We start from the raw sequence: 25,449 nt of genomic DNA on the forward strand, positions 1-25,449 counted from the left end.
CGCGACACTAAGACTCGCGACGCTTACCCGGTCGGCGGCACGGTCGTGCGCCGGCCTTCATGTGAAGTGGAGCCCCCCCATGAGCTACGACGACCTCTCCGCCCTGACGATCGACGTCTCGGACGGGGTCGCGACGGTGACAATCGATCACCCGCCGCTCAATCTGATGGACGCGTTCCTGCTGCCGTCCCTGCGGGCGTTCATCGCGCGGGTGCGTGACGACGCCGACGTCCGCGTCATCGTCTTCGAGAGCGCCGACCCGGAGTTCTTCATCGCGCACGGTGACATGGCCTACCTCACCGACCCGGAAGCGCTGCCCGAAGCCACCCGCGCCGCGATCGCGGCCGCACCGGACGCGACCATTCCCGAAGGGCTGAACATCCTCCAGGCGCTGAGCGATGAGGTCCGCTCGCTGCCGCAGGTCACCATAGGCAAGCTCGCGGGTTTCGCGCGTGGCGCGGGCAACGAGTTCTTCATGTACCTGGACATGCGCTTCGCGGCGATCGGCAAGTCAGGGCAGGGACAGCCGGAGTCCTTGATGGGGATCCTCCCCGGAGGCGGTGGCACGGTGAACATGACGCGCCTGGCGGGCCGGGCCCGCGCGCTGGAGCTCATCCTCGGCGCCGAACTCGTGGGCGCGGAACTCGCGGAACGCTACGGCCTGATCAACCGTGCGCTGCCCGCCGAGGAACTCGATGCCTTCGTCGGCACCCTGGCCCGACGGATCGCCGGCCTGCGACCGGAGGTCATCTCCATCACCAAGGCCGCGGTCGACGCGATCGCTCCTCCGATTCCTCACACGGCATACGCCGTGGAGAACGAGGGCCTGTACGCGGCGTTCGGCGACGACGTCACCGAACTCGCCCACAAGCTGCTCGCTGCCGGTATCCAGACCCGCGAGGGCGAACGGGACCACGAGCGCATCGCCAACAGCATCTGAACGCCCCAGCCCTCGCCATCCGTGCGCAGAGGCTCCGCGGGAAGAGTTCCTCAGCCATTGCCGGCACGCGCGTTGTCGAGTGGTCAGGTCGACAACCCTTATCCGCCGGGCCTGTCGGGAACACGACCGGCGACCCGGCGATCAACACCCTGTGGCACCGCGTCCTCAACGGCTCCATGTGGATTCGGCTGATGCGGGCCCAACTCGCCGGTTGTGCACGGGCCTTCGGCGAAGGAGGTGAGGGTCCGGCGGTGGCGGCGGCAGGAGCGTTTGGACTTGGCGACTGACGCGGGACGAATACCATGCTCCTCATGGCCGACCCCCTGTACCCCCTGGCCCACGAGGAAGACCTCCCCGAACTAGGGACCTACAACGCGATCGGCACGATGATGCTCCACAATTCCCGTGCCGACGAGAGCGGCGGGTTCTTCGCCACCTGCTGGTTCATGGTCATCCTGCCGGTTGTCCCGCTCAGTCGGTACTACGTGCGGCAAACCGGGTACAGCGATGAGAGCGGGCTCTTCTCCATCAGGACGACCACCAACTACGAGATCGTCGGCAGGTCCAGGGTCCGCTGGACCGAGGCAGTCCGGACCTATCTGGCCTGGTGGATCGTCATGCCGGCCGCCCTCGTCGGGCCCAACGTCGCCGCCGCGGTGGGCTGGGAGGACGAGAACGCCGGGCTCTACGGGATGATCGTCTCCGTGGGGCTCCTCTTCCTGCTGCTCACCTTGTTCTTCGTGTACGGGAGGTACTGGAGACCCGTCCGTGAAGTCCGCTGGGCCGAAGGCGAGACGGGCGGGACGGACGGCCGAAGGTGGCAGGGACTCGCCTCGATGCTGCAGATGGCCGTTCTCATGGGGCTGCTGGGCTTCTTCCTGGGGGTCGTGATCCTCTTCACCGCGTTGGCCATGGGCGAGCTCCCGACACGCCTCGACCCCGAGCCGAACCCGTACGCCGATACGGTGCTTCACCCCGTCACCCTGCTGGCCGGACTACCCGTGGTGACGGGCATGCTCACTCTCGCCGTACTCGCCAGTCGTCGCCGGCGCTGAGAAGGGCGGGCCCCGGAGCGGAGAAGGAGGAGAGGGCGGTGGCCGAGTACCGGCACCACGGCCCTGCTCCGTCGCCCCTGGGACCTTGGACCGCCCAGCCCTGCCCTCCCGGCCCCGGCAGTGGGGCCTGCCGCCTTCAGCGGCCGATGCCCGTCCCGTAGAGGTCGAAGGTGCCCATGTCGTTGCACGTGACGTCGCGCAGGGCGCACTCCTCGCCCGGGTTGTTCACGCCGTCCGACCGCAGCTGGGCGACGATGAGGCGGGCGGCCCGTGCCGCGGAGTCCTCGCCGTCCTGAGGGAACACGGCCGCCCACCGCCAGCGTTCGCGTTGCTGCCAGCCGATCTCGTGCATCGCCGCGGTCTTTTCGGCGGAGTCGTGCTCGGCACGGTCGTAACGGAAGAGCCGCAGACCGCTGTCCGGCTCGAAGACGATCTGCACGGTGTCCCGGCCGCGGTGGGTGATCACGAAGCCGGCCCAGTGCTCGCCGACCTGAGCCGGGAGGTGTTCCATGAACGAGCCGAGCATCAGCCCGAGCGCGTCCTGGAGGTGGTCCAGGCCCAGGGCCAGCCGGCCGCCCGGGTACACGTCGGGCCCCCAGCCGGGGCCGCCGCGGTCGAGCTGCCACAGGTAGGGCAGGAACTGGAAGTCCGACGCCTCGTCGGCACTCCACGACCCGCCCCACTTGAAGTCGCGGTGTTCCTCTTCTTCCAGTTCCCCGGTGTCGTGCACCTCGAGCAGGGCTCCGTGGCGGTCGCCGCTGAGGATCAGCAGTCGCCGCTCGTTGCGCCAGCGGATGTTCGGCCCCTCGGCGGAGCCGCCGAACAGGGTGGGGCTGCCGATGCGGCCGACGACGGCGTCGAAGAGCTCACCGAAGGCAGCCCTGCGCTGGGCGAGCGTGGCTCCCGGCTCGTAGGACAGCACCCGCGCCTGTTCGCCGGGCTTGCCGGTGTCGTGCAGTGACTCGGCCGTGTCTGCGGCGTCGGCGTGGCGGGGCGGGACGGGATGCAGGGCCAGCCAACTGGCCCGTCGGCTGCTCTGGAAGATCAGGGTGTGGTGCTCGCCGCGCCAGCGCAGACCGGGGGCTCCGCCGCAGTCCTCGTAGCGCACCGGGTCGCCGACCGCGGCGAGGTCCTGGACCAGCGCGGCTATCCGGTCGGCGGCGGCACCTGCCGGCCGGGACCGGTAGGCGTGGGTCAGCAGGTGGACCCGGCCGGTGGTGTACCGGGTGGACTCGAAGCCGAGCTTGCCCGCATCAAGGACCAACGAGACACCCGCACGGCCCGGAACGAGCGTCGCCTGGCCGTCGCCTGCCCCGCCGTACTCCCAGCCGGGGCGGGCAGCGGCCCATTGCTTGACCGAGGCCAACTCCCAGTCTCCGAAGTCGGCTTCCAGTAGTTCGGCCACCGTGCGGGCGGCGTCTTCATGGCTGTCGTGTGAGTAGCTGTCGGTCATGTGGCCGATGGTGGCATGCCGTGCCGACACCGGGTGCAGCCGGTCCCGCACGGGACTCGCACGGCAGGCCTGGGGCAGCCGGCACGCTCACGTCACCCCTCGTAGCAAGGATGCACGCAGCGTGCCGCGGTGGGCGGGCAAGTGGCGGATGTTCGCCCGCCTACACGTCGGTGTGACGTCCCGCAGGGTGTACCGCTGGAACGCCTCGTTGCCCGGCGCGGCCTGGTCGCGCGTGGGGGCGTGAAGTCGACGTCAACAGCCCGGGCGTACGTGAATGAGAAGGCTCGCCCACCACCGTGTCCGGCGTCAGGATCGCTCTGCACATCTCCTCTTGCCGAGGCTGGTCGGTTTTCGTGGCCAGGGATCGGCTCATAGGCCGACCCGTCCTGTGCCGGAGGAGTCGGACATACCGCCGCCTCGTCTGGGATCTCGGTGTGCAGCCGCTGATCGCCCGGCGCGGCACCGAGCACGGCTCCGGTCTGGGCACCCAACGCTGGGTCGTGGAGTGTGCGTTCGTCCATCTGCACTGGTTCCGCCGCCTGCGGATCCGCTGGGAGATCCGCGACGACATCCACGAAGCCCTTCTCACCTTGAAATGTGCACTCGTTGCTGGCGACGTCTGCGCTCACGCTGTTGACCCGCCAGGTCACGCGCCCATGCGCACTTGCGCGCGCCGCTCCTCCCTTCCGTACGGTCCAGCCGATGGCGAACCGCCCTCGCACACCGCGAAGGAGAGCTGGCCGCCTCGCTCGCGAGTCCCACGCTGCTGAGGGGCCTCGGGCGGGCGGCAGGCAGCGAGCCGGCTTCCGGGGCGGTCGAGCGTCGACCGCCTGATGCCCAAAGGGGCCGTGTTCCATGAACCAGAGTGATGTCGGCGCTCGACAGGTCGGTGGAGCGTGGACGCACGTCGTCCGTGTATTGGAGGGGAGCTCCGCAGGTTTTATGGCTCAGTCAGCATCCGGTCAGCATGAGTCGCCGGCGTTCCCGGAGGATTGCCTGAACAGGTTGTCGGCGACGGCGCGAAAGCCCAGGGAGGAAGCCGTCTCGCCGGAGCGATGTTCCTCACAAACATCGAACGGGGGTGTCGGTGTAAGGTCGAGGAAGCCCTTGACCTGCACAAAGCAGGCAGGGAGCCGTCCTCCAGGAGTTCAACATGCTGCGCACCATGTTCAAGTCCAAGATCCACCGCGCCACCGTCACCCAGGCCGACCTGCACTACGTGGGATCCGTGACGATCGACGCCGAGCTGCTCGACGCCGCCGATCTGCTGCCGGGGGAGCTGGTGCACATCGTCGACATCACCAATGGGGCCCGGCTCGAGACGTACGTCATCGAGGGGGAGCGCGGGTCCGGGGTGATCGGGATCAACGGGGCCGCGGCCCATCTCGTCCGGCCCGGTGATCTGGTGATCATCATCAGTTACGCTCAGGTGACCGACGCCGAGGCGCGGGCGCTGGAACCCCGGGTGGTGCATGTGGACGGCGACAACCGCATCGTGGCCCTGGGGGCCGACGCGTCCGAGCCGGTGCCGGGGTCGGACCAGGAGCGCAGCCCGGGGGCCGTCGCCACGGCCTGACCGGCGCATACCGAGGCAGGAGCGTGACGTGGCCATGGGTGACATCGAGATTCGTGACGACCGGGCGGCGGGCCGGTTCGAGGCGGTGGCGGACGGCGACGTCGTCGGGCGGATCGAGTACTTCGTGCTCGACGCTCCCGAGCGTGCGCTCGTGCCGGTGCACACCATCGTGGAGCCGGCCCACGAGGGCAAGGGCATCGCGGGCTCCCTCGCCCGCGAGCTCTACGCCGTCGCCGCCCGCGAGGACAGCGCCGTCGCCCCGCTCTGTCCGTACGTCGCCAAGTGGGCCGAGCGCCACCCCGACGAGGCTCCGGCGGTCGGGCCGGAGCTGATCCGCGCGGCGAACGAGTGGCTGGCGGCACACCCCGGGCGCTTCTGACGTCCCGGGGGAATCGCTCGTGCTCGCCCTGTTGCACACCTCGCCCGTTCACGTGCCCGTCTTCGACGCGCTGCGCGACGAGGCCCATCCCGGGCTGGAGTTGCGGCACCTCGTCGCCGAGGACCTGCTCGAACGCGCCCGCGCCGACGGGCCCGCGGCGGTGGCCGACGACGTACGGGCGAGGGTGCGCGAAGCCGTGGGCAGCGGCGCCCGGGCCGTGCTGTGCACCTGCTCGACCATCGGCGCGGTCGCCGAGGCGGCCGGCGCCGAGGCCGGCGTGCCGGTGCTGCGGGTCGACCGGCCCATGGCGGCGGCCGCCGTGGCCGCGGGGTCGCGCGTCGTGGTCCTCGCTGCCCTGGAGAGCACGCTCGGGCCGACGGCCGCGCTGATCGAGGAGGAGGCCCGTCGCGCCGGCCGGTCCGTCGAGGTGCGGACCGTGCTGGTCGCGGGCGCCTGGGAGCGCTTCGAGGCGGGTGACACCGAGGGGTACGTACGCCTGGTGGCGTACGCGGCCGACGCAATCACCGGCGCCGACGCCATCGTCCTCGCCCAGGCCTCCATGGCCCCGGCCGAGCGGCTCACCACGACCCCGGTGCCCGTGCTGTCCAGTCCCCGTCCGGGGCTCGCGGCGGCGGCCCGCCTGCGCTAGCCGGGCCCGGCCCGGAGAGGCCACGCCGCTACCGTCATCTGCAACCCGTGGGTTGCACCTACTGCTTGGATGTGCAACCCTTCAGTTGCAGGCAGAAGCTGGAGAAGGAGGCACTCATGAACGACACCACCTACACCGACGAGGAACTCGCCGAGCTCGACCGGATCGCCCGGCAGATCGACATCGACGCCCCCGCCGAGCGGGTGTGGGAGCTGGTCGTACGGCCCGGCTGGTACATCAACGACGGAGCCGTCGACCCCGAGCCGGACCTGCGTCACGAGGGTGATGTGACCGTGGTGCGCCACCCGACGCTGGGCGAGTTCCGGTTCCGGACCGTGGAGCTGGACAAGCCGCGCTACGCGGCGTTCTGCTGGATCGGCACCCCGTACCGGGACGACGCGACGCCCTCGACGCTGGTCGAGTTCTGGATCGACGAGCGGGACGGCGGCGGGGTGACCCTGCGCGTGGTGGAGAGCGGCTTCTCGAGTCTCGCCGACGACCCGGCGGCATGGCTCAAGGAGCGCGAGGGCAACGACAAGGGCTGGCTCACCGAGCTGGCGGCCGCGAAGGCGTTCGTCGAGAAGAACGCGCCGGACCCGGCGGGCCACCGGTGACCGCTTCCCCTCTTCCCGTGGTGTGTGCCGCACTCGGCGACGCGACGCGCTGGGAGATACTCACCCGGCTCGGCGAGGGCCCCATGTCGGCGTCCGCGCTGGCCAGGGTCCTGCCGGTGAGCCGGCAGGCGATCGGCAAGCATCTGGAGGTGCTGCGCGAGGTCGGACTGGTCGAGTCCGAGCAGCGCGGGCGCGAGGTCGTCTTCCTCGCCGTCGGTGCCCGGCTCGGCGCGCTGGCCCGCGAGCTGGACAGGATCGGCCGCGGCTGGGAGACGCGTCTGCTGCGCATCAAGGAACTGGCGGAGCGCCCCGGGTCCGATGCGGCGGACTGACGGACGGACAGCGACGTACGACGATGGGACAAGATCGTGACTGAGCACGACAGCGGGCCGTCGGACCGCGCGCCGGCGCTGCCGACGGTGGCCGACCGGGCCACCTTCCAAGCAGCACTGGACCGGCTGCGGACCAGGGAGAAGGCGCACACCCGGGAGGGCGACGCGATCGCCGCCGCCCGGCGGCGCCTGCCCATGGTCGAGGTGGCCGCCGACCTCGAGCTGACCGGGCCCGACGGGCCGGTCACCCTGCTCGACGCCTTCGAAGGACGCCGGCAGCTCATCGCCTACTACTTCATGTGGCACCACGGACACGACGCGGCCGGACAGTGCGAGGGCTGCACCTGGGTCACCACCCAGGTCCAGGAACTGTCGTACCTCCACTCGCGCGACATCACCTACGCGGTCCTCTGCCAGGGCCCGTACGAGGAGAGCCGCCGCTACCGTGACTTCATGGGCTGGGAGGTGCCGTGGTACTCGGCGGAGCCGTCCCAGGACGAACTCCTGACCGGGCGCCACGTCGGCATGATGCACATCGTGTGCTACCTGCGGGACGGCGACCGCGTCTTCGAGACGTACTGGACGACCAGGCGCGGCGTGGAGGCGATGGACTACAGCTACGCCCTGATGGATCTCACCGTGTACGGACGCCAGGAGCTGTGGGAGGACTCGCCCGCCGGCTGGCCCACCGTCCAGGGCACGCCCGTCGATGCCATCCGGCTGCGGAGCGACGGACGCCCCATCCCCCAGTGGTCCCGCATCGAGGCCGGCCGCTCCGACGCCCTCACACCGGGCACCTGAATCTCCGACCCGGCGGGGAACGTGGCCCCCCACCCGGCCCCGTGCCGTCACACCGGTGGGTGACTGGAGAAGCGGCCGTCGGGTAGGCGGGGGAGTAGTCCAGAGCCGACGTCGACCGACAGGCCGGAGGACACGCGCCATGACGAACCCGTACCCGGACCCCGTCCCGCCGGGCCCCACTCCGGGCCCGGACCCCTCGCACCCCGAGCCGCACCCCGACCCGGTGCCGGCTCCCCAGCCGCCTCCCGGCCCGGAACCCACACCTCCGCCCCCGCCGCCGGGGCCCGGACCGGAGCCGACCCCCCAGCCCCCGGGGCCGGGACCGCAGCCGCCCCCGCCCCATCCGGGGCCGCCCGAGCCGTCGCCCTCGCCGATCCCGCCCGGCCCCGAGCCGGTGCCGAACCCGGAACCCGGCCCGCCGCTGAGCTGAGCGCCGGCCGGAGACACGGGGGCGGTGGACGGCCGTCCCGCCGTCCACCGCCCCCGTCGTACGTCATACGGGACTTACGCCGACACCTCCGACCGGTCCCCGCCCCACAGCGTGTGGAACGAGCCGTCCCGGTCCGTGCGCCGGTAGGTGTGCGCGCCGAAGTAGTCGCGCTGGCCCTGGGTGAGCGCGGCCGGCAGACGCTCCGCGCGCAGGGCGTCGTAGTAGGCGAGGGCCGCGGCGAAACCGGGGGCCGGCACGCCCTGGCGGGTCGCCGCGATCAGCACCTCGCGCCAGTCGTCCTGGGCGTCGGCGATCTCCCGCGCGAACGTCTCGTCCGACAGCAGGCTCGGCAGGTCCGCCCGCGCGTCGTAGGCGGCCCGGATCCGGTCCAGGAAGGCCGCGCGGATGATGCAGCCGCCGCGCCAGATCGCGGAGACCGCGCCCAGGTCGATGTCCCAGCCGTACTCCTCGCTGCCCGCGGCGATCTCGTGGAAGCCCTGCGTGTACGACACGATCTTCGACGCGTACAGCGCCTGCTCCACCCGGTCCGCGAAGGCAGCCGCCTCGGACTCGCTCAGCGGCGCGGCCTTCGGACCCGCCAGCCCGCGCGAGGCCTCGCGCAGCGCCGCGTGACCGGAGAGGGACCGGGCGAAGACCGCCTCCGCGATGCCCGACACCGGCACGCCCAGGTCGAGCGCGATCTGCACGGTCCAGCGGCCCGTGCCCTTCTGCTCCGCCTGGTCCACCACGACGTCCACGAACGGCTTGCCGGTGGCCGCGTCCACGTGCGACAGCACCTCGGCCGTGATCTCGATCAGGTAGGAGTCCAGCCGGCCCGTGTTCCAGGTGCGGAAGATCTCCGCGATCTGCGCGGGGGAGTACCCGGCGACATCGCGCAGCAACTGGTACGCCTCACCGATCAGCTGCATGTCGGCGTACTCGATGCCGTTGTGCACCATCTTCACGAAGTGGCCGGCGCCGTCCGGGCCGACGTGCGTGACACAGGGCGCGCCGTCGGCCGCCTTGGCGGAGATCTTCTCCAGCATCGGGCCGAGCGAGTCGTACGACTCCTTCGGGCCGCCCGGCATGATGCTCGGCCCGTGCAGTGCCCCCTCCTCACCGCCGGAGACGCCCATGCCGACGAAGTGGATGCCCTGCTCGCGCAGCGCCTTCTCACGGCGCCGGGTGTCCGCGAAGTGGGCGTTGCCACCATCGATGATCATGTCCCCGGGTTCCAGCAGCGGCGCGAACTCCTCGATCACGGCGTCCGTCGGCTCGCCGGCCTTCACCATGACGACCAGCCGCCGCGGACGCTCCAGCGCCGCCACGAACTCCTTGGCCGTCTCGGCCGCCACGAAGCTGCCCTCGTGCCCGAACTCCTCCACCAGCGCGTGCGTGCGTGCCGCCGTCCGGTTGTGCACCGCGACCGTGTAGCCGTTGCGGGCGAAGTTGCGCGCGAGGTTGCGGCCCATGACCGCGAGCCCCGTGACGCCGATCTGCGCTGAACTGCTCATAGGGGTGGCTCCTAGTGACCTTGGTATCGGTACTGCCATCGACCATCCTGACGTGCCGCACCTGCGTGCGCACGCGCGGGTCGGTACGACACCGCGCAGCCACATACGGGCAGAAGCCCCTTCCGCACTCAGCGGGCGCGCGCACCCGCGTGCCCCCGCGGACGGGCACACCCGCCCGCGCACGCACCCCGCGGGATGCGGCCGGGGGCGCAACGGGCGAAGAATCCCGGCCACTTGGCGCATCCGTGCGGCCGATAGCCGTCTTGTCACGGCCAGTTCGCAACGCTTACTTTTGCCCCTCCTGACGCATTGTCGAGGGGGATTCCATGGCCGTGCGCGGCCGGCACCGCCGGTATCAGCCGAACAGGATCAACCGGGCCTCACTCACCGTCACCGCCGGCGGGGCCGGAATGGCGCTCCCGTTCCTGGGCACCGGCGCCGCCCAGGCGGCCGACGTGGAGACCTGGGACAAGGTCGCCGCGTGCGAGTCGACCAACGACTGGAACATCAACACCGGCAACGGCTACTACGGCGGACTCCAGTTCACCCAGTCCACCTGGGAGGCGTACGGCGGTACCCGGTACGCGCCGCGCGCGGATCTGGCCACCAAGGACCAGCAGATCGCCGTGGCGGAGAAGGTGCTCGACGGACAGGGCCCCGGCGCCTGGCCGGTGTGCTCGGTGCGGGCAGGACTGGCCCGGGGCGGTGACACCCCGGACATCCGGCCGGCGAGCGGGACGTCCGACGGCAAACGCGGGAAGAGTGACAAGAAGGACGACGGCGAGAAGCGCGGCCGGTCGTCCGTCGAGGACGTCAAGCCGCAGACCACTCCCCAGTCCCGCGCGGGCCGCGCCGAGATGTACAAGGTGGTCCGCGGCGACACCCTCTCCGGCATCGCCTCGGACGAGCGGGTCCGCGGCGGCTGGCGGGAGCTGTACGACGCCAACCGCTCCACCATCGGCGGCGATCCCGACCTGATCATCCCGGGCCAGAGGCTCGCCCTGCCCGACGGTGACGGGAGGGCCACGGCACCCGGGAAGGCCGCCGAGCCGACGGGGAGCAAAGCCGAGAAGAAGGCCGACAACAAGGCCGACAGGAAGACCGAGAAGCAGACCGAGAAGAAGGCGGACAAGAAGGCCGAGAAGAAGGCGTCCTCCCAGCGCACCGAGGACCGCGCCGACCGCGCCGCCAAGACCGGTGGCGATCTCGTCGCCCCCGTCAGCGCCGCGCTCGGCACGCCGTACCACAAGGCCGGATCCGCCTGGTCGAAGGGCTACCACACGGGCGTCGACTTCCCCGTCCCCACCGGCACGTCCGTGAAGTCGGTCGGAGCCGGCACCGTCGTCAGCGCGGGCTGGGAGGGGTCGTTCGGCTACCAGGTGGTGGTCCGGCACGCCGACGGCCGCTACAGCCAGTACGCGCACCTGTCGGCGATCTCCGTGAAGAGCGGGCAGTCCGTCGGCGCGGGCCAGCGCATCGGCCGCTCCGGCTCGACCGGCAACAGCTCGGGCCCGCATCTGCACTTCGAGGTGCGGACGGGGCCCGGTTTCGGGTCGGACATCGACCCGGTCGCCTATCTGAGGGCGGGCGGCGTCAGGATTTGACGCGGTGCCGGTGCCGGTCGAACGCCGGCACCGGCACATACGGGCCGCCGTAGAAGGGCGCGTACGACACCAGCGGCACCGGCGCGTCATCCACGTCGTCCGGTGCGCCGGCCGGTGACGGCAGCCGCACCGGCAGCCGTACGTCCTCGGGGAGGGCGAGTTCGGCCAGCAGCCGTTCGGCGGGATCGGTGTCGTCCTCCACCGCGGACCGAGGGGCGGGGATGACGTCGGACACGGACTCCGGTGCGACGGTCTCCGCCGCCCGCGCCTCCCGCTGCTCACGCGCCAGCCGCTCCGTCGTCAGCAGGATCAGCCCGCCGGCCGCCACCACACCGCAGCTCAGCGCGAGCGTGGTGCCCGTCGTGCCGTACCGGAAGGTCTCCCCGAACATCGTGATGCCGACCGCGGCCGCCACCACCGGATTGATCACCGTCAGCGTGGCCAGCGGGGCCGCCAGCCCGGCGCCCCGGTAGGAGGCCTGGGAGAGCAGCATGCCGGCCGTGGCCAGGACGCCTATCACCGCCAGGGACGGCAGATCCGCCGCCGACACCCCGCCGGTCCAGTCGACCGCGACGGTCTTGGTGAAGACGGAGGACATGCCGAACGCGACACCGGACGCCGTGGCCAGCAGGATGCTGCGCACCGCGGGATGCCGGTGCGCGGCCCGGGCCGCGATCATCAGCGCCACGACCGCTCCGGCCGTCACCAGCGCCGCCGCCACCCGCTGCGCGGTGTCCAGCGACTGCGCGTCGGACGCGCCGACCAGGGAGAGCAGACCCGCGAGGCCCACCGTCGCCATGATGGCGCCGCGCCACGCGGTCGCCCCCGCCCTGCGGCCGACGAAGAGCGCCGCCATGGGCAGCGCGAACACGATGGTCAGCGCGCCCAGCGGCTGGACGAGGCTCAGCGGGCCGTAGGCGAGCGCCACCACGTGGAGCAGTCCGCCGAGGCCGTTGAGCGCGACCGCCGCCCACCAGCCGGGCCGGCGCAGCGGCGCGTACTGCTGCGCGCCGGGCGAGGACACCGCGACCTGCTCCTGCACGATCGCTCCGCCCGCGTACGCCACGGCAGACACGAACGACAGCACCACGGACAACGCGAGGGCGCTCATCGGCTGCTCCTCTGCGTGAGGCCGGGGCGGTGGACCCGGCGCGGCGAACGGTCGGCTTTCATAACCAACACGATGCCGTGTCAGACTGTTCCCGTCGTCGTCCCTGAGCACTCAATGAGTCGTACTGCCGATGGAGTACGACGGCGCACCCGTCATCCCCAGGGTGGGCCCCCTGCGACGGAGGCCCCCTGGTTGCTCCCCCTAAGGGCCTTGGTACTACTGCACGTCGTGGACCTCGACCCCCGTCTCACCGCCCTTCGCCGACTCGGTGGCTTCTTCGTACTGCGCACGGCAGGAGCGGCCGACCGTTCCCTGCCCACGCTCGCCCAGGCATACGGCCCCGGGCGCCCGGATGTTCAGGGCGACGTCCTGGCGGCCCGGGTCCGCCGGGTCGGCGCCGCGCTGCGCACACCGGAGGAGCGGGTCGCCGCGTCGGTGGCCCAGCAGGGGCTCGCGGCCCGGCTGTGGTCCGTGGCCCTCGGCTCCGCCGCCCTGTACGGCGCCGTCCCCGACCTCGCCCCGCCGCTGCTGCGCTGGGACCCGGAGGGCGGTGCCCCCGACGACCTGTGGCTGTCCGGGGTGCGGCCGCTGCCGGGTGACGCGGCGACGATCGCGGAGCTGGTGCTGCGCGGCCATCTCGAGCCCCTCGCCGCCGCCCTGCGCTCCCGCCACCGCCTCGCCCCCGGCCTGCTGCGCGGCAACGCCGCCTCCGCGCTCGCGGGCGCCGCCCGGGAACTGGACCGCTGGGGCCGCCGCCACGGCCGTACGGACGTCGCCGCCCGCGCCGGCTCCCTGGCGGTCGAACTCCTGGACGACCCCTGGCTCGCCGGCACCGGAACCCTCACCGGCACCGCCTTCCGGCGCCGCAGTTGCTGTCTGTACTACCGGGTGCCCGGCGGGGGCGTGTGCGGGGACTGTTGCTTCGCACATCCGCCCCGCTCTTCCCCGCGCGCCCCATCTGGGTGACCATGAAGGGAACGTCCGCTCTGACAGGGGGTTCACGGGTGCGAGTGGGACTGCTGACCCGGGAGTACCCCCCGGACGTGTACGGCGGCGCGGGCGTCCATGTGGAGTTCCTCGCCCGCGAACTGCGGTCCCTGGTGGACCTGGAGGTGCACTGCTGGGGCGAGGGCGGGACGGACGGCGTGCTGCGCCACCGCCCCTGGACCGCGCTCGACGGCTCCAACGACGCGCTGCGCACCTTCTCCGTGGACCTCGCCATGGCCGCCGCCCTCCAGGGCCGCGAGCTGGTCCACTCCCACACCTGGTACGCCAATCTCGGCGGCCACCTCGCCAAGCTGCTGTACGGCATCCCGCACGTGATGACCGCCCACTCCCTGGAACCGCTGCGCCCGTGGAAGGCCGAGCAGCTCGGCGGCGGCTACGCCCTGTCGAGCTGGGCCGAGCGCACCGCCGTGGAGGCCGCCGACGCGGTGATCGCCGTGTCCGCGGCCATGCGCGAGGACATCCTCGGCTGCTACCCGGCCCTCGACCCCGGCCGGGTGCACGTCGTGCACAACGGCATCGACACGAACCTGTACCGCCCCGACCCCGGCACCGACGCCCTGGACCGGATCGGCCTCGACCGCTCCCGCCCCTACGTGCTGTTCGTCGGCCGGATCACCCGGCAGAAGGGCGTTCCGCACCTGCTGCGGGCGGTGCGCGACATCGACCCGGCCGCGCAGGTCGTGCTCTGCGCCGGCGCCCCGGACACGCCCGAGATCGACCGGGAGTTCCGGGAGCTGTACGAGGAGCTGAGCCGGGTCCGCGAGGGTGTGCACTGGATCCCGCGGATGCTGCCCCGGCCCGAGGTGATCCAGCTGCTGACGCACGCCGCCGTGTTCGTCTGCCCCTCGGTGTACGAGCCGCTCGGCATCGTCAACCTGGAGGCCATGGCGTGCGGCACCGCCGTGGTCGCCTCCCGGGTCGGCGGGATCCCCGAGGTCGTGGCGGACGGCTCGACGGGGGTACTCGTGGAGGCGGACGAGCACTTCGAGGCGGGCCTCACGCGGGCGCTCGACTCGGTCCTCGGCGACCCGGAGACGGCCCGGCGGATGGGCGAGGCGGGGCGGGAGCGCGCCGTCACGGAGTTCGGCTGGGACGCGGTGGCCCGCCGCACGGCCGGGCTCTACGAGGAGATCCTCAAACAGGCTTAGTCCCGCCCGTCCGGGGCAGTCTTGGGAAAATTCGGCGTGAGGGGAGCGGCCATGCGTCGTGGTGGTCCTTCGGTCCTGGGAATCGTGCTGGCGGGCGGCGAGGGCAAGCGCCTGATGCCCCTCACGGCGGACCGCGCCAAACCGGCGGTCACCTTCGGCGGCACGTACCGCCTGGTCGACTTCGTCCTGTCCAACCTCGTCAACGGCGACATCCTGCGCATCTGCGTGCTCACGCAGTACAAGTCGCACTCGCTGGACCGGCACGTCACCACCACCTGGCGGATGTCCAGCCTGCTCGGCAACTACGTCACCCCGGTCCCCGCCCAGCAGCGCCTCGGCCCGCGCTGGTACCTGGGCAGCGCCGACGCGATCCTCCAGTCGCTGAACCTGATCTACGACGAACGGCCGGAGTACGTGGCGGTGTTCGGCGCCGACCACGTGTACCGCATGGACCCGCGCCAGATGCTCGCCCAGCACATCGAGAGCGGCGCCGGCGTGACGGTGGCGGGGATACGCGTGCCGCGCTCGGAGTCGTCCGCCTTCGGTGTGATCACGCCGGGCTCGGACGGACAGTCCGTGGACCGCTTCCTGGAGAAGCCCGCGGATCCGCCGGGCCTCGCCGACGACCCCGAGCGCGTGTTCGCCTCCATGGGCAACTACGTCTTCACCACCAAGGCGCTCATCGAGGCCCTCCACCGGGACGCCGAGGACGAGCACTCGGTGCACGACATGGGCGGCTCGATCCTGCCCCAGCTGACCGAGCGGGGCGAGGCCCACCTGTACGACTTCAGCTCCAACCACGTGCCCGGCGAGACCAGTCGCGACCAGGGCTACTGGCGGGACGTGGGCACGCTGGACGCGTACTACGAGGCGCACATGGACCTGATCGCCGAACGCCCCGCCTTCAACCTCTACAACCGGCAGTGGCCCATCTACACGCACTCCGGCCAGCTCTCGCCGGCCCGCTTCAACGCGGGCGGCATGGCGAGCGAGTCGATCATCAGCGCCGGCTGTCTGATCCGGGGCCAGGTGACGCGGTCCGTGCTGTCGCCGGGCGTCGTCGTCGACCCGGGGGCCGTGGTGCAGGGCTCGGTGCTGCACGACAACGTGCACATCGGGCGGGGCGCGGTGGTGCGCGGCGCCGTGCTCGACAAGAACGTCGAGGTGCCGCCGGGCGCGACGATCGGGGTCAACCCGGAGCGGGACGCGGAGCTGTACACGGTCTCCAAGGGCGGGGTGATCGCGCTCGGCAAGGGACAGCTCGTGCCGTAGTGACCGAGTGGGAGGCCCCGGCCGGCTGAGGCCACCGGGGCCTTTGTCATGTCCCTGGACGGATGAAGTAATCCGTGCTGTTATGCCAAGTACTGTTCTTTGACAACGTTGTACGGGCGAGTGCAGCGCACAGAACAGAACATGCACCGAGCAGCAAACGTACTGAGCAGCGAGCCGTCACCTTCCTCACCGACGGAGGATCCGTGCGCATCAGACGACTCAGAAACCGCTTCGCCCTCCTCCTGGCCACCGCGCTCGGAGTCACCGGACTCACCACGACCGGCCCCACCGCGACGGCGGCGGAGGACGACCCCGTGGAGATCCACGGACTGAAGGGCGAGTACTACACCGCCTCCGCCCCCGGAGCCTTCGACTTCCACGAACTCAAGGCCACCGCCTTCGACTCCGACCTGGACTTCGACAACCTGGAGCCGCGCCTGAACTTCACCACCGGCCGGTCGGACGACGTCAGCGTCCGCTGGACCGGGAAGATCGTGCCGGAGAAGACCGGCGCCCACACCTTCTCGGTCAGCGCCGACAACGGCTTCCGGCTGTGGATCGACGGCCGGATCGCCATCGACCACTGGGTCGACGACTGGGACCGCGAGCAGACCGCCGAGCCGATCGAGCTGACCGCCGGCCGGGCGCACGACATCAAGGTCGAGTACTTCGAGCACTACGGCGGCTCCAACTTCCACCTGCGCTGGACCGAGCCCGGCGGCACCAAGGAGGCCGTACCGCAGTCGGCGTTCCGCCTCCCGGACGGCTTCGACTACGACGGCGCCCTCTCCGCCACGGTCCTCTCCTCCGGCCGCACCCTGAAGCTGGACTTCCCCCAGCCGCTCGCCGCGCCCCCGCCCGGCTTCACCGACCACTTCGACGCGGTGATCGGCGGCGCCGACTGGCCCCTGGAGTCGGCGGAACCCGACCCGGCCGACCCGAAGGCGCTCCTCGTCACGCTCGCCGAACCCGTCGTCGGCAACAGGACCGGCACCGCCCGCGGCAGCGCCGACATCCGCTACGACGGACGGGGCGGCCTGACCGCCGCCGACGGCGACCCGGTGGACGCCTTCCTGAGCAGCGGCCCCAACCACTCCACCTACGAACTGAGCACCGAGTGGGCCGACGAGGTGGGGCCGGACAACGCCCTGCCCGAGTACCCGCGCCCCCAGCTCACCCGCGAGCAGTGGCGCAACCTCAACGGCCGCTGGCAGTTCGCCGCCGCCGAGGAGGGCGAGCGGCCGCCCGTCGGGAAGACGCTGAAGGAACGCGTCCTCGTCCCGTACCCGGTGGAGTCCCAGCTCTCCGGCATCCAGCGGCACGAGGACCGCATGTGGTACCGCCGCACCTTCACCGTCCCCCGCGACTGGCACATCGGCTCCGGCAAGCGGCTGCGGCTGAACTTCGGCGCCGTCGACTGGCGCTCCGAGGTGTACGTCAACGGCACGAAGGTCGCCACCCACGAGGGCGGCTACGACAAGTTCGCCGCCGACATCACCGACGCCCTGAAGCCCGGCCGCACCCAGGAACTCATCGTCGGCGTGTACGACCCGACCGACGCCGCGAACGGCGAGAACCCGCCGCTCGGCAAGCAGCGACTCGACCCCAGCGGCATCTGGTACACCCCCAGCTCGGGCATCTGGCAGACGGTCTGGATGGAGCCGGTCGCCCGCGACCACGTCGACTCCCTGAAGCTGATCCCCGACGTGCCGGGCGAGCGGCTCACCGTGGAGGCGAAGGGCGTCCGGGACGGCGTACCGGTCAGAGCCACCGCGTACGACGGACGGCGCGAGGTCGCCACGGCGACCGGCCGGACCGGCGAGCCGCTCACCCTGAAGATCAACGACCCGCGCCTGTGGTCGCCCGACGACCCGTTCCTGTACCGCCTGAAGGTGACCGTCGGCGCCGACCGCGTCGGCAGCTACTTCGGGATGCGCTCCATCGCCGTCGAGCAGATCGACGGGGTGCCGCGCACGGTCCTCAACGGCGAACCCGTCTTCCTGATGGCCACCCTCGACCAGGGCTTCTGGCCCGACGGCCTGCACACCGCGCCCACCGACGAGGCCCTCGCGTACGACCTGAAGGCGCACAAGGAGCTCGGCTACAACTCGGTGCGCAAGCACATCAAGGTCGAACCGGACCGCTGGTTCCACTGGGCCGACCGGCTCGGACTGCTGGTGTGGCAGGACATGCCCGCCATGACCGCCGGGAGGAACCCGGGCACCGAGGCCCGCGCCCGCTACGAGCGCGAGATGAAGGAGATGATCGACGAGCACATCAGCAGCCCGTCGATCGTCATGTGGGTCACCTTCAACGAGGGCTGGGGCCAGTACGACATCGGCCGGATCGCCGAACAGGCCAAGGCCTGGGACCCCAGCAGGCTGGTCAACAACCAGTCCGGACTCAACCTCGGCGCCGACGGCGACGCCGGCGACATCATGGACGAGCACGGCTATCCCAGCCCCGCCCTCCCGCCGAGCCCGGACGGGAAGCGCGCCCTGGTCAGCGGCGAGTACGGCGGTCTGGGCCTCGCCGTGCCCGGACACGCCTGGTCGGTGCAGCAGTCGTACGTCGACGTCGACCCGGCGACCTACACCGACGACTACCTCACCAAGCTGGACGAGGTGCGGGCACTGGTGTGCCGGGGCAGCAACGGCGCCGTGTACACCCAGATCACGGACGTCGAGGGCGAGCTCAACGGTCTGCTCACCTACGACCGGCGCGTGATGAAGCCGGACGTGGCGCGGGTGAAGGCCGCCCACGAGGCCCTGATCCGGGACGCGTCCCGGGCCCGGCCCGCGGGCTGTCCGGCGGACGGTGCCGCGCGATGAACCGTTCCTCCGCCGGGCCGCGCCCGTCCGGGTGGCATCCGTCACCCGTGAGGCGGTGATCGCGCCCCGGTAGCCCCGTCCGTCACTCCCGTCCCGCCCCTTCCACCGCACCGGTGGGAGGGGCGGAGACGTCACATGCTGTTAACTATGTGTAGCCAGATCGTACTTGACCGTAATCGGCCGGGAGCGATTGACTGCTGATCCGTTCCCGTCGTCCACGCGAGGCCCCGCCCATGACCGCAGACCCGCTCGCTCCCCTCGACCTGGCGTTCTGGAACATCGAGTCCGCCGGACACCCGATGCACCTCGCGGCGCTCGGGGTCTTCACCGCCCGCTCGCCCTCCGCGGCCGCCCACGCGGCGGATCTGCTGGCGTCCCGGGCCGCCGCCGTACCGGGGCTGCGCATGCGCATCCGGGACACCTGGCAGCCGCTCGGTCTGCGGCAGCCGCTGTCGGCGCTCCGCCGCCCCTGGCCGGCGCCCGGCGCGCCCCTGGCCACCGCGCTGCGCCGGCCGCTCGCCTCCGCCGTGCGCCGGTCGCTCGCCTTCGGCGGCGCCACGCGGGAGCCCGACCCCGGCTTCGACCCGCTGGACCACGTCCGGCTGCACCCCCCGGCCGCCGACTTCCACACCGCGGCCGGGCGGCTCATGGGACGCCCGCTGGAGCGGGCCCGGCCGCCCTGGGAGGCCCATGTGCTGCCGGCGGAGGACGGTGCCTCCTTCGCCGTCCTGTTCAAGTTCCACCACGCCCTCGCCGACGGGCTGCGCGCCCTCACCCTCGCCGCCGCCCTGATGGACCCGACGGACCTGCCCGCGCCCCGGCCGCCCCGCCCCGCCGAGCCCCCGCGCGGACTCCTCCCGGACGTGCGTGAGGTGCCCGGACTGGTCCGGGGCGCCCTCTCCGACGCGGGCCGGGCCCTGGACATCGGCGCAGCCGTCGCCCGGTCCACCCTCGACATGCGCTCCTCGCCTGCGCTGACCTGCGCGCCGAGCGGCACCCGCCGCACCGCGGGCGTGGTCGTCGACCTCGACGACGTGCACCGGATCCGCAAGAGCGCGGGCGGCACCGTCAACGACGTACTGATCGCGGTCGTCGCCGGCGCGCTGCGCCGCTGGCTCGACGAGCGCGGCGACGGCAGCGAGGGCGTCGCGCCCCGCGCCCTGATCCCCGTCTCCCGCCGCCGGCCGCGCACCGCCCACCCACAGGGCAACCGGCTCTCCGGGTACCTGATACGGCTCCCCGTCGACGAGCGGGACCCCCTCGCCCGGCTCGCGCAGGTGCGCACCGCCATGGACCGCAACAAGGACGCCGGTCCGCACCGGGGCGCGGGCGCCGTCGCCCTGCTCGCCGAGCATGTGCCGCCGATCGGCCACCGGCTCGGCGGACCGCTGCTCGGCCAGGCGGCCCGGCTCTGGTTCGACGTCCTGGTCACCAGCGTGCCGCTGCCCGGCTTCGGACTGAGGCTCGGCGGCGACCCGCTCGGCGCCGTCTTCCCGCTCGCGCCGCTGGCCCCCGGCCACTCCCTCGCGGTCGCGGTCTCCACCTACCGGGGACGCGTCCACTACGGGCTGGTCGCCGACGGCGCGGCCGTCCCGGACCTGGACCGGCTGGCCCACGCGGTGACCGAGGAGGTGACGACGCTCACCACCGCCTGCGACCGCTGAGGCGACCGGTTTGGTGCTGCGGCCCGGCGCTCCGTAAAATCCCCCGTTCGACAGCGTGCGCGAACGGAGCGCCGCGACAGCAGAGCGGGAAACGGCAGCGGCGATGACGGTGACAGAGGACGGCCCCCAGGCCACGGACGCGGTGGCACACGGGCCCGGCATCGACCCGGAGCGGCTGGCCGTCTGCCTGAGCGTGCTGGAGGAACTCGACAAGCTCGACGTCGACCATCCCGACGCGATCCTGGTCCGCCGGGCCACCTCGCACATCTACCGCACGGTCAAGCAGCGCCGCCGCCAGGAGCGGCGGGCCGCCAAGACCGCCCACGACAAGGCGGTCACCGAGGCCACCGCCACCGGCTCCGCCCAGCGCATCGACGACGAGACCGAGGGCATCCTGCCGTCGTCGAGCACCGAGGAGGGCAGGATCGCGGGGATACTCCAGCGCCCGCGCTCCTGCTACACCTGCAAGAGCCGGTACGTCGAAGTCGACTACTTCTACCACCAGCTCTGTCCCGACTGCGCCCGCACGAACCGCGCCAAGCGGGACGCGAGCGCCGATCTGACCGGCAAGCGCGCCCTGCTGACCGGCGGACGCGCCAAGATCGGCATGTACATCGCGCTGCGGCTGCTGCGTGACGGCGCCCACACCACGATCACCACGCGTTTCCCCAAGGACGCCATCCGCCGCTTCAAGGCCATGGACGACTCCGCCGAGTGGATCCACCGCCTGGAGGTCGTCGGCATCGACCTGCGCGACCCGGCCCAGGCCGTCGCACTGGCCGACCAGGTCACGGAGCAGGGCCCGCTCGACATCCTGATCAACAACGCCACCCAGACCGTCCGCCGGCTGCCGTCCGCGTACGCCGCGCTCGTCGAGGGCGAGAGCGCCCCGCTGCCCGCCGGTGAGCTGCCCTCCCACCACGTCATCGGCGCCTTCAACTCCGGCGCGGTCGACGGACTGACCGCGCTGCCCGTCGGGGTCAGCGGACTCGACGCGCAGAAGGTGGCCGACCTCGCCCTGGTCGCGGGCAACGCCAGCGTGGTCCGGCACCGGGACGGCACCGCCATCGACGCGGGCGGCCTGGTCCCCGACGTCGTCGAATCCAACACCTGGGTCCAGAGCATCGACCAGATCTCCCCGGTGGAGCTGCTCGAGACCCAGCTGTGCAACTACACGGCGCCGTTCATCCTGATCAGCAAGCTGCGTCCGGCGATGGCCGAGGCCGCGCGCCGGGCGGCCGCGGGGCGCGCCTACGTCGTCAACGTCTCGGCGATGGAGGGCGTGTTCGCCCGCGGCTACAAGGGCGCCGGGCACCCCAACACCAACGCGGCCAAGGCGGCCATGAACATGGTGACGCGGACCAGCGCGCAGGAGATGTTCGACACCGACCGCATCCTGATGACCTCGGTCGACACCGGCTGGATCACCGACGAGCGTCCCCACTTCGACAAGCTGCGCCTCGCCGAGGCCGGTTTCCACGCCCCGCTGGACCTGGTCGACGGCGCGGCCCGCGTCTACGACCCCATCGTGCGCGGCGAGGCGGGCGAGGACCTGTACGGCGTCTTCCTCAAGGACTACGCCCCCGGCCGTTGGTGACGGGCGGACGGCCCGTCAGTCGACCATGCCCAGCCGGGAGTTGCGCGCCGCCAGCAGCTCCAGCACGGTCCGCCAGTCCTCCAGGACTCCGGCGTCGAAGCAGGCGGTGCGGGCCTCCTCGTCCGCGGCGCGCAGGGTGAGGAGGTCGTCCCCGGCCGGAACGTCGGGCCGGGGGTGCCTGCGGACCAGGTCGGCCACCCGCTCGCCGAGCAGCGCCCGTACGGCGTCCGCGGCGCGGTCGGCCCGTACCGAGGGCTCGCCCGGCCACAGCATCCGGCCGACGGGCCGCACCAGGCCCGCCACCTGAAGCTCCTTGTCCGCGGGCCGGTTCCGGCGCAGCAGCGCGGCGGTGCGCAGGGCGTGGTCGTGGGCGTCGACCGGGGCGTCGCCACGGCCCCGGACGTCCCGCGTGCCCCGGCACGCGTACAGCAGGTCCATCAGCTCCTCGACGGTGCGCAGCTCCATGCGCCGGTCCTCCCGGGAGACAGCCGTTGCCGTGCGGCAGCAGACCATGACGAGCTTGCGCGCCGGCCAACGGGACCTGAACTGCGCCATGACCATGCGGCCTTGTCGCAAGCGTCGACGCCCGTGTAGTCCGAACGAGTGATGCATCTCCATGGCACTCATGCGGAAATAGGGCCATATTGCCGCCGATTGGGTACCGTCCGACGCGTGATTGTTACCGCTGTCTTTGAGCCCCATCGAGCGGGGGGTCGCTCATTTGGTTACTCTGATGCGGACGGACAGCAGTCAGGGTTCTACCCGCACCCACGGTCCGTCATGGGACCAGCCGGTTCACAACGGCCTGCTCTCCCTCGAGTTACCGGCGCCACCGCGTCCGAACGGTTTTCACGTCAGACCCGAGCGGACGTCGGACGCCAGGCGCAGGGCCGGCGCGGTACGTCCCGAGGGTGACCGACACATAAGGAGTGCGCGGTGACACCGGAGCAGACGAAGAGCGATCAGCGCCCCAAGGAACACCCGGAGCGGGCCTCCCGCCGGCCCGGGGAACTCGGCAGCCTCGACGTGTGGGCCCGTTCGGCCCCGATCCGCCTCGCGGGCTACGAGGACGACCTCGCCGAGCCGCACATCCTGCCCAGCGTCGACTGACACGCGTCACCCCTCCCTGATCGCGGACCGTGCGGGCGTGCCACACTCGCACTCATGCTGATCAGGGAAGCGATCCCCGACGACTGGCCGCGCATCTGGCCGTTCTGGCACCGGATCGTCGCCGCCGGCGAGACCTACGCCTGGGACCCGGACACCTCCGAGGAGGACGCCCGGGCCCTGTGGACGAACCCGGCGAAACAGGTCTACGTCGTCGAGGACGACACCGGAGCCGTCGTCGCCTCCGCCTATGTCACCCCCAACTACGGCGGCCCCGCCGCCGGGATCGCCAACGCCGGCTTCATGGTCGACCCCGACCGGGCCGGCCGCGGCGTGGGCCGCCGGCTCGCCGAGCACGTCCTGGCCGAGGCACGTTCCGCCGGCTACCGGGGCATGGTGTTCAACGCCGTCGTCGAGACCAACCCGGCCGTGGCGCTGTGGACTTCACTCGGCTTCACCGTCCTCGGCACCGTCCCCGAGGCATTCGACCACCCCCGGCACGGCCCGGTCGGGCTGCACATCATGTACCGGGCGCTGTGACCGAACGCCCGCCCGGTCGCTACGGCCGGACGTAGGGCCGGGTCATGATCTCCATGTTGTGCCCGTCCGGGTCGTCGAAGTAGGCGCCGCGACCGCCGAAGAGGCCGTTGACCCGGCCCGGTTCGGTGTGGCCGGGGTCCGCGTAGTAGGTGACCCCCGCCGCCTCCAGGCGGTCGATCATGGCGTCGAACCGCTCCTCGGGCACGAGGAACGCGTAGTGCTGGGCCTGTATCGGCTCGTCCCGCTTCTCGTAGTAGTCGAGGGTCACGCCGTTGCCCAGATCGACGGGGAGGAACGGACCGAACGGGGCGCCGACCTCCAGTCCGAGGATCCCGGCGAGGAACTCGGCGGAGAGCCGGCGGTCATGGGCGTAGACGGCGGTGTGGTTCAACTGGGCATGCGGTGCTTCGGACATGGCTGGACTCGTCTCCGGTGTCGGTTTCCATGGTGGGACGGGACAACACGGAGAGGAGTGGCGGGGCACGGGCCCGCCTCGCGCTCACGCCGAGGCCGGGAGCGCCTTACGTGTATGGCCCATGGCCGACCCGGCAGTCACCCGGCCGACCCTAGACCCCTCCGGCCGATCATGGCAACGGTGTGCCGGACTCCGGCCGGTCGGGGGAGGGGTCGTGTTCCGCGTGGCGTGCGGTCGACTCGTTCTCGTGGGCCAGCCGGCGCAGCGCCATCAGCGCCGGTTCCAGGAGGAAGGTCAGGAGCACCGCGTGCTCGGCCTTCTCCAGCGGATCCGTGACCGCCTCCAGGCGGTCGAAGTCGTACCGGGCCGTCCGCTCCGCGAGTTCGGCGTAGGGGAGGAGGCCCTGCCAGTCGTACTCGATGTCCAGCGAGCGCAGGGTCCGCAGGGTCTCGTCGAGGACCTGCCGGGCCGGGTTGCGCTCGGAGACCGACCAGCCCATGGCGTCGACCAGGGCGGCGGCCTCGGGGTTCGCCCCGTCGAGGTCCTCGTCCTCGTCCGTCTCCGGCGTGTCGCCCTCGGACGGCCGGATGCCGAAGGCGAGCCCGAGCAGCCGGTGGGTGTCGCCCGGGTGCTCGGCCATGGCGTCCAGTACGTGCTTGGCCGACGCGACGGACAGGCCCCGCACCCCCGTCAGCGCGCGGATCAGGCGCAGCCTCCTGAGGTGGGTCTCGCCGTACTCGGCCTGGGTCGCCGCCGTGGCCCGGCCGGGCGGCAGCAGCCCCTCCCGCAGGTAGTACTTGATCGTCGCGTTGGGCACCCCGCTGCGGCGACTGAGTTCCGAGATCCTCACCCTTCTCCCCACCTTCCCTCTGGTGTCTTCCCTCTGGCGTTGCAATTGGGTAGTGGCACTGTCTAATCTGGATAGTGCCACTCACCAACTGTGGAAGCGAGACTACCGTGCCCACTCTTCCCTGGGTCACACCGCATCCCGCGGGCCCCGACACCACGCACGCCTTCGTGATGGCCTCCCGCTTCGAGCTCCGGTCGCTGAAGGACGTCCCCCGCTTCTTCCTGAAGTCCCTCTCCGCCTGGGGCCAGGTCCGCAAGGCACCCGGAGCGCTCGGCGCCTCCCTGGAGGCCAAGCCGTTCGGCAAGGTCTTCTACACGCTGTCCGCGTGGGAGAGCCGGGACGCGCTCTACACGTACGCCCGGACCGAACCCCACAGGAGCGTCATGACCGGCGTGCGCGACACGATGCGCGACTCGACGTTCACCTTCTGGGAGGTGCCCGTCGACCGGCTGCCCATCGACTGGGACGACGCCAAGCGCCGGATCGAGGCCCAGGCACGGGCGGGGGCCGGCGCCCCGGACGGGCACGACACCACCCCCTGACCGGCGCCCTGGTTCGA

The 25,449-nt window shown here is 71.8% G+C and carries 24 protein-coding genes and 1 pseudogene; 19 read left to right on the plus strand and 6 right to left on the minus strand.

The window, feature by feature from the left end; all coding sequences use genetic code 11:
• Window positions 1-79: 79 nt before the first annotated feature.
• Both ACZ470_RS15800 and ACZ470_RS15805 read left to right on the plus strand, forming a co-directional pair.
• The gene (locus ACZ470_RS15800) at window positions 80-940 is read left to right on the plus strand and encodes an enoyl-CoA hydratase/isomerase family protein (RefSeq protein WP_468427491.1); all 861 of its coding nucleotides are present in this window, start codon (window positions 80-82) and stop codon (window positions 938-940) included.
• A 311-nt stretch (window positions 941-1,251) separates the two neighbouring features.
• Window positions 1,252-1,995, plus strand: coding sequence for a hypothetical protein (locus ACZ470_RS15805; RefSeq protein ID WP_468427493.1), 744 nt, complete (start codon window positions 1,252-1,254; stop codon window positions 1,993-1,995).
• A 136-nt stretch (window positions 1,996-2,131) separates the two neighbouring features.
• Here ACZ470_RS15805 and ACZ470_RS15810 read toward each other — a convergent pair whose 3' ends face one another.
• The gene (locus ACZ470_RS15810) at window positions 2,132-3,448 is read right to left on the minus strand and encodes a hypothetical protein (RefSeq protein WP_468427495.1); all 1,317 of its coding nucleotides are present in this window, start codon (window positions 3,446-3,448) and stop codon (window positions 2,132-2,134) included.
• A gap of 407 nt (window positions 3,449-3,855) precedes the next feature.
• Between ACZ470_RS15810 and ACZ470_RS15815 the strand changes: the two are divergent.
• The 7 genes and pseudogenes from ACZ470_RS15815 to ACZ470_RS15845 all read left to right on the plus strand — a co-directional run.
• Window positions 3,856-4,085, plus strand: a pseudogene (locus ACZ470_RS15815) (transposase); the annotation flags it as partial.
• Between the two features lie 516 nt (window positions 4,086-4,601).
• Entirely contained in the window at window positions 4,602-5,024 is a 423-nt protein-coding gene (gene panD, locus ACZ470_RS15820) for an aspartate 1-decarboxylase (RefSeq protein ID WP_468427497.1), read from the plus strand.
• A 34-nt stretch (window positions 5,025-5,058) separates the two neighbouring features.
• Entirely contained in the window at window positions 5,059-5,403 is a 345-nt protein-coding gene (locus ACZ470_RS15825; RefSeq protein WP_468427621.1) for a GNAT family N-acetyltransferase, read from the plus strand.
• A gap of 19 nt (window positions 5,404-5,422) precedes the next feature.
• Window positions 5,423-6,052, plus strand: coding sequence for an aspartate/glutamate racemase family protein (locus ACZ470_RS15830; protein WP_468427499.1), 630 nt, complete (start codon window positions 5,423-5,425; stop codon window positions 6,050-6,052).
• A 116-nt stretch (window positions 6,053-6,168) separates the two neighbouring features.
• A complete protein-coding gene (locus tag ACZ470_RS15835) occupies window positions 6,169-6,666 on the plus strand; it encodes an SRPBCC family protein (protein WP_468427501.1) in 498 nt (165 codons plus the stop codon).
• A 17-nt stretch (window positions 6,667-6,683) separates the two neighbouring features.
• A complete protein-coding gene (locus tag ACZ470_RS15840; protein ID WP_468427503.1) occupies window positions 6,684-6,998 on the plus strand; it encodes an ArsR/SmtB family transcription factor in 315 nt (104 codons plus the stop codon).
• A 36-nt stretch (window positions 6,999-7,034) separates the two neighbouring features.
• Window positions 7,035-7,799: a DUF899 family protein gene (locus tag ACZ470_RS15845; protein ID WP_468427505.1), complete on the plus strand. Its 765-nt coding sequence runs from the start codon at window positions 7,035-7,037 to the stop codon at window positions 7,797-7,799.
• Between the two features lie 504 nt (window positions 7,800-8,303).
• Here ACZ470_RS15845 and gndA read toward each other — a convergent pair.
• Window positions 8,304-9,743: an NADP-dependent phosphogluconate dehydrogenase gene (gndA, locus tag ACZ470_RS15850; RefSeq protein WP_468427507.1), complete on the minus strand. Its 1,440-nt coding sequence runs from the start codon at window positions 9,741-9,743 to the stop codon at window positions 8,304-8,306.
• A 326-nt stretch (window positions 9,744-10,069) separates the two neighbouring features.
• Here gndA and ACZ470_RS15855 point away from each other — a divergent pair, with 326 nt between their 5' ends.
• Window positions 10,070-11,347 carry a transglycosylase family protein gene (locus tag ACZ470_RS15855; RefSeq protein WP_468427509.1) on the plus strand — a complete coding sequence of 426 codons (1,278 nt, stop codon included), beginning with the start codon at window positions 10,070-10,072 and terminating at the stop codon, window positions 11,345-11,347.
• Here ACZ470_RS15855 and ACZ470_RS15860 read toward each other — a convergent pair.
• On the minus strand, window positions 11,337-12,458 hold the full coding sequence (locus ACZ470_RS15860; RefSeq protein WP_468427511.1) for a DMT family transporter: 1,122 nt from the start codon (window positions 12,456-12,458) through the stop codon (window positions 11,337-11,339). The two genes, ACZ470_RS15855 and ACZ470_RS15860, sit on opposite strands and share 11 nt — an antisense overlap.
• Before the next feature lie 210 nt (window positions 12,459-12,668).
• On the opposite strand from ACZ470_RS15860, the gene ACZ470_RS15865 reads away from it, so the two are divergent.
• The 6 genes from ACZ470_RS15865 (at window position 12,669) to ACZ470_RS15890 (ending at window position 21,978) form a co-directional block, all read left to right on the plus strand.
• Window positions 12,669-13,424, plus strand: a complete 756-nt coding sequence (locus tag ACZ470_RS15865; RefSeq protein WP_468427513.1) for a (2Fe-2S)-binding protein — start codon at window positions 12,669-12,671, stop codon at window positions 13,422-13,424.
• A gap of 38 nt (window positions 13,425-13,462) precedes the next feature.
• Complete coding sequence (glgA, locus tag ACZ470_RS15870) at window positions 13,463-14,614, plus strand: glycogen synthase (RefSeq protein ID WP_468427515.1); 1,152 nt, start codon at window positions 13,463-13,465, stop codon at window positions 14,612-14,614.
• 51 nt (window positions 14,615-14,665) lie between these two features.
• Window positions 14,666-15,886 (plus strand): glucose-1-phosphate adenylyltransferase, encoded by a 1,221-nt coding sequence (gene glgC, locus ACZ470_RS15875; protein ID WP_468427517.1) that lies wholly within the window; start codon window positions 14,666-14,668, stop codon window positions 15,884-15,886.
• Between the two features lie 203 nt (window positions 15,887-16,089).
• Window positions 16,090-18,717: a PA14 domain-containing protein gene (locus ACZ470_RS15880; protein WP_468427519.1), complete on the plus strand. Its 2,628-nt coding sequence runs from the start codon at window positions 16,090-16,092 to the stop codon at window positions 18,715-18,717.
• A 233-nt stretch (window positions 18,718-18,950) separates the two neighbouring features.
• Entirely contained in the window at window positions 18,951-20,381 is a 1,431-nt protein-coding gene (locus ACZ470_RS15885; protein ID WP_468427520.1) for a wax ester/triacylglycerol synthase family O-acyltransferase, read from the plus strand.
• Window positions 20,382-20,484: 103 nt separating this feature from the next.
• A complete protein-coding gene (locus ACZ470_RS15890) occupies window positions 20,485-21,978 on the plus strand; it encodes an SDR family NAD(P)-dependent oxidoreductase (protein ID WP_468427522.1) in 1,494 nt (497 codons plus the stop codon).
• Between the two features lie 15 nt (window positions 21,979-21,993).
• Here ACZ470_RS15890 and ACZ470_RS15895 read toward each other — a convergent pair whose 3' ends face one another.
• Window positions 21,994-22,443 carry a hypothetical protein gene (locus tag ACZ470_RS15895; RefSeq protein WP_468427623.1) on the minus strand — a complete coding sequence of 150 codons (450 nt, stop codon included), beginning with the start codon at window positions 22,441-22,443 and terminating at the stop codon, window positions 21,994-21,996.
• Between the two features lie 471 nt (window positions 22,444-22,914).
• On the opposite strand from ACZ470_RS15895, the gene ACZ470_RS15900 reads away from it, so the two are divergent.
• Together ACZ470_RS15900 and ACZ470_RS15905 are read left to right on the plus strand one after the other, a co-directional pair.
• Complete coding sequence (locus ACZ470_RS15900; protein ID WP_468427524.1) at window positions 22,915-23,088, plus strand: hypothetical protein; 174 nt, start codon at window positions 22,915-22,917, stop codon at window positions 23,086-23,088.
• A 54-nt stretch (window positions 23,089-23,142) separates the two neighbouring features.
• Window positions 23,143-23,625: a GNAT family N-acetyltransferase gene (locus ACZ470_RS15905; protein ID WP_468427526.1), complete on the plus strand. Its 483-nt coding sequence runs from the start codon at window positions 23,143-23,145 to the stop codon at window positions 23,623-23,625.
• Between the two features lie 19 nt (window positions 23,626-23,644).
• Here ACZ470_RS15905 and ACZ470_RS15910 read toward each other — a convergent pair whose 3' ends face one another.
• Window positions 23,645-24,040 (minus strand): VOC family protein, encoded by a 396-nt coding sequence (locus ACZ470_RS15910; protein ID WP_468427528.1) that lies wholly within the window; start codon window positions 24,038-24,040, stop codon window positions 23,645-23,647.
• Between the two features lie 169 nt (window positions 24,041-24,209).
• Window positions 24,210-24,890, minus strand: coding sequence for a MerR family transcriptional regulator (locus ACZ470_RS15915; RefSeq protein ID WP_468427530.1), 681 nt, complete (start codon window positions 24,888-24,890; stop codon window positions 24,210-24,212).
• A gap of 107 nt (window positions 24,891-24,997) precedes the next feature.
• On the opposite strand from ACZ470_RS15915, the gene ACZ470_RS15920 reads away from it, so the two are divergent.
• Window positions 24,998-25,432, plus strand: a complete 435-nt coding sequence (locus tag ACZ470_RS15920; RefSeq protein WP_468427532.1) for a DUF3291 domain-containing protein — start codon at window positions 24,998-25,000, stop codon at window positions 25,430-25,432.
• The last annotated feature ends 17 nt before the right edge of the window (window positions 25,433-25,449 follow it).

This window comes from Streptomyces sp. NPDC031111, assembly GCF_055570675.1.

Coding starts and splice junctions, on each gene's coding strand:
- ACZ470_RS15895 (WP_468427623.1), bottom strand. CDS start 22,443: ATGGAGCTGCGCACCGTCGAGGAGCTGATGGACCTGCTGTACGCGTGC.
- ACZ470_RS15855 (WP_468427509.1), top strand. CDS start 10,070: ATGGCCGTGCGCGGCCGGCACCGCCGGTATCAGCCGAACAGGATCAAC.
- glgC (WP_468427517.1), top strand. CDS start 14,666: ATGCGTCGTGGTGGTCCTTCGGTCCTGGGAATCGTGCTGGCGGGCGGC.
- gndA (WP_468427507.1), bottom strand. CDS start 9,743: ATGAGCAGTTCAGCGCAGATCGGCGTCACGGGGCTCGCGGTCATGGGC.
- ACZ470_RS15910 (WP_468427528.1), bottom strand. CDS start 24,040: ATGTCCGAAGCACCGCATGCCCAGTTGAACCACACCGCCGTCTACGCC.
- ACZ470_RS15885 (WP_468427520.1), top strand. CDS start 18,951: ATGACCGCAGACCCGCTCGCTCCCCTCGACCTGGCGTTCTGGAACATC.
- ACZ470_RS15905 (WP_468427526.1), top strand. CDS start 23,143: ATGCTGATCAGGGAAGCGATCCCCGACGACTGGCCGCGCATCTGGCCG.
- ACZ470_RS15810 (WP_468427495.1), bottom strand. CDS start 3,448: ATGACCGACAGCTACTCACACGACAGCCATGAAGACGCCGCCCGCACG.
- ACZ470_RS15860 (WP_468427511.1), bottom strand. CDS start 12,458: ATGAGCGCCCTCGCGTTGTCCGTGGTGCTGTCGTTCGTGTCTGCCGTG.
- ACZ470_RS15890 (WP_468427522.1), top strand. CDS start 20,485: ATGACGGTGACAGAGGACGGCCCCCAGGCCACGGACGCGGTGGCACAC.
- ACZ470_RS15805 (WP_468427493.1), top strand. CDS start 1,252: ATGGCCGACCCCCTGTACCCCCTGGCCCACGAGGAAGACCTCCCCGAA.
- panD (WP_468427497.1), top strand. CDS start 4,602: ATGCTGCGCACCATGTTCAAGTCCAAGATCCACCGCGCCACCGTCACC.
- ACZ470_RS15835 (WP_468427501.1), top strand. CDS start 6,169: ATGAACGACACCACCTACACCGACGAGGAACTCGCCGAGCTCGACCGG.
- ACZ470_RS15800 (WP_468427491.1), top strand. CDS start 80: ATGAGCTACGACGACCTCTCCGCCCTGACGATCGACGTCTCGGACGGG.
- ACZ470_RS15825 (WP_468427621.1), top strand. CDS start 5,059: ATGGGTGACATCGAGATTCGTGACGACCGGGCGGCGGGCCGGTTCGAG.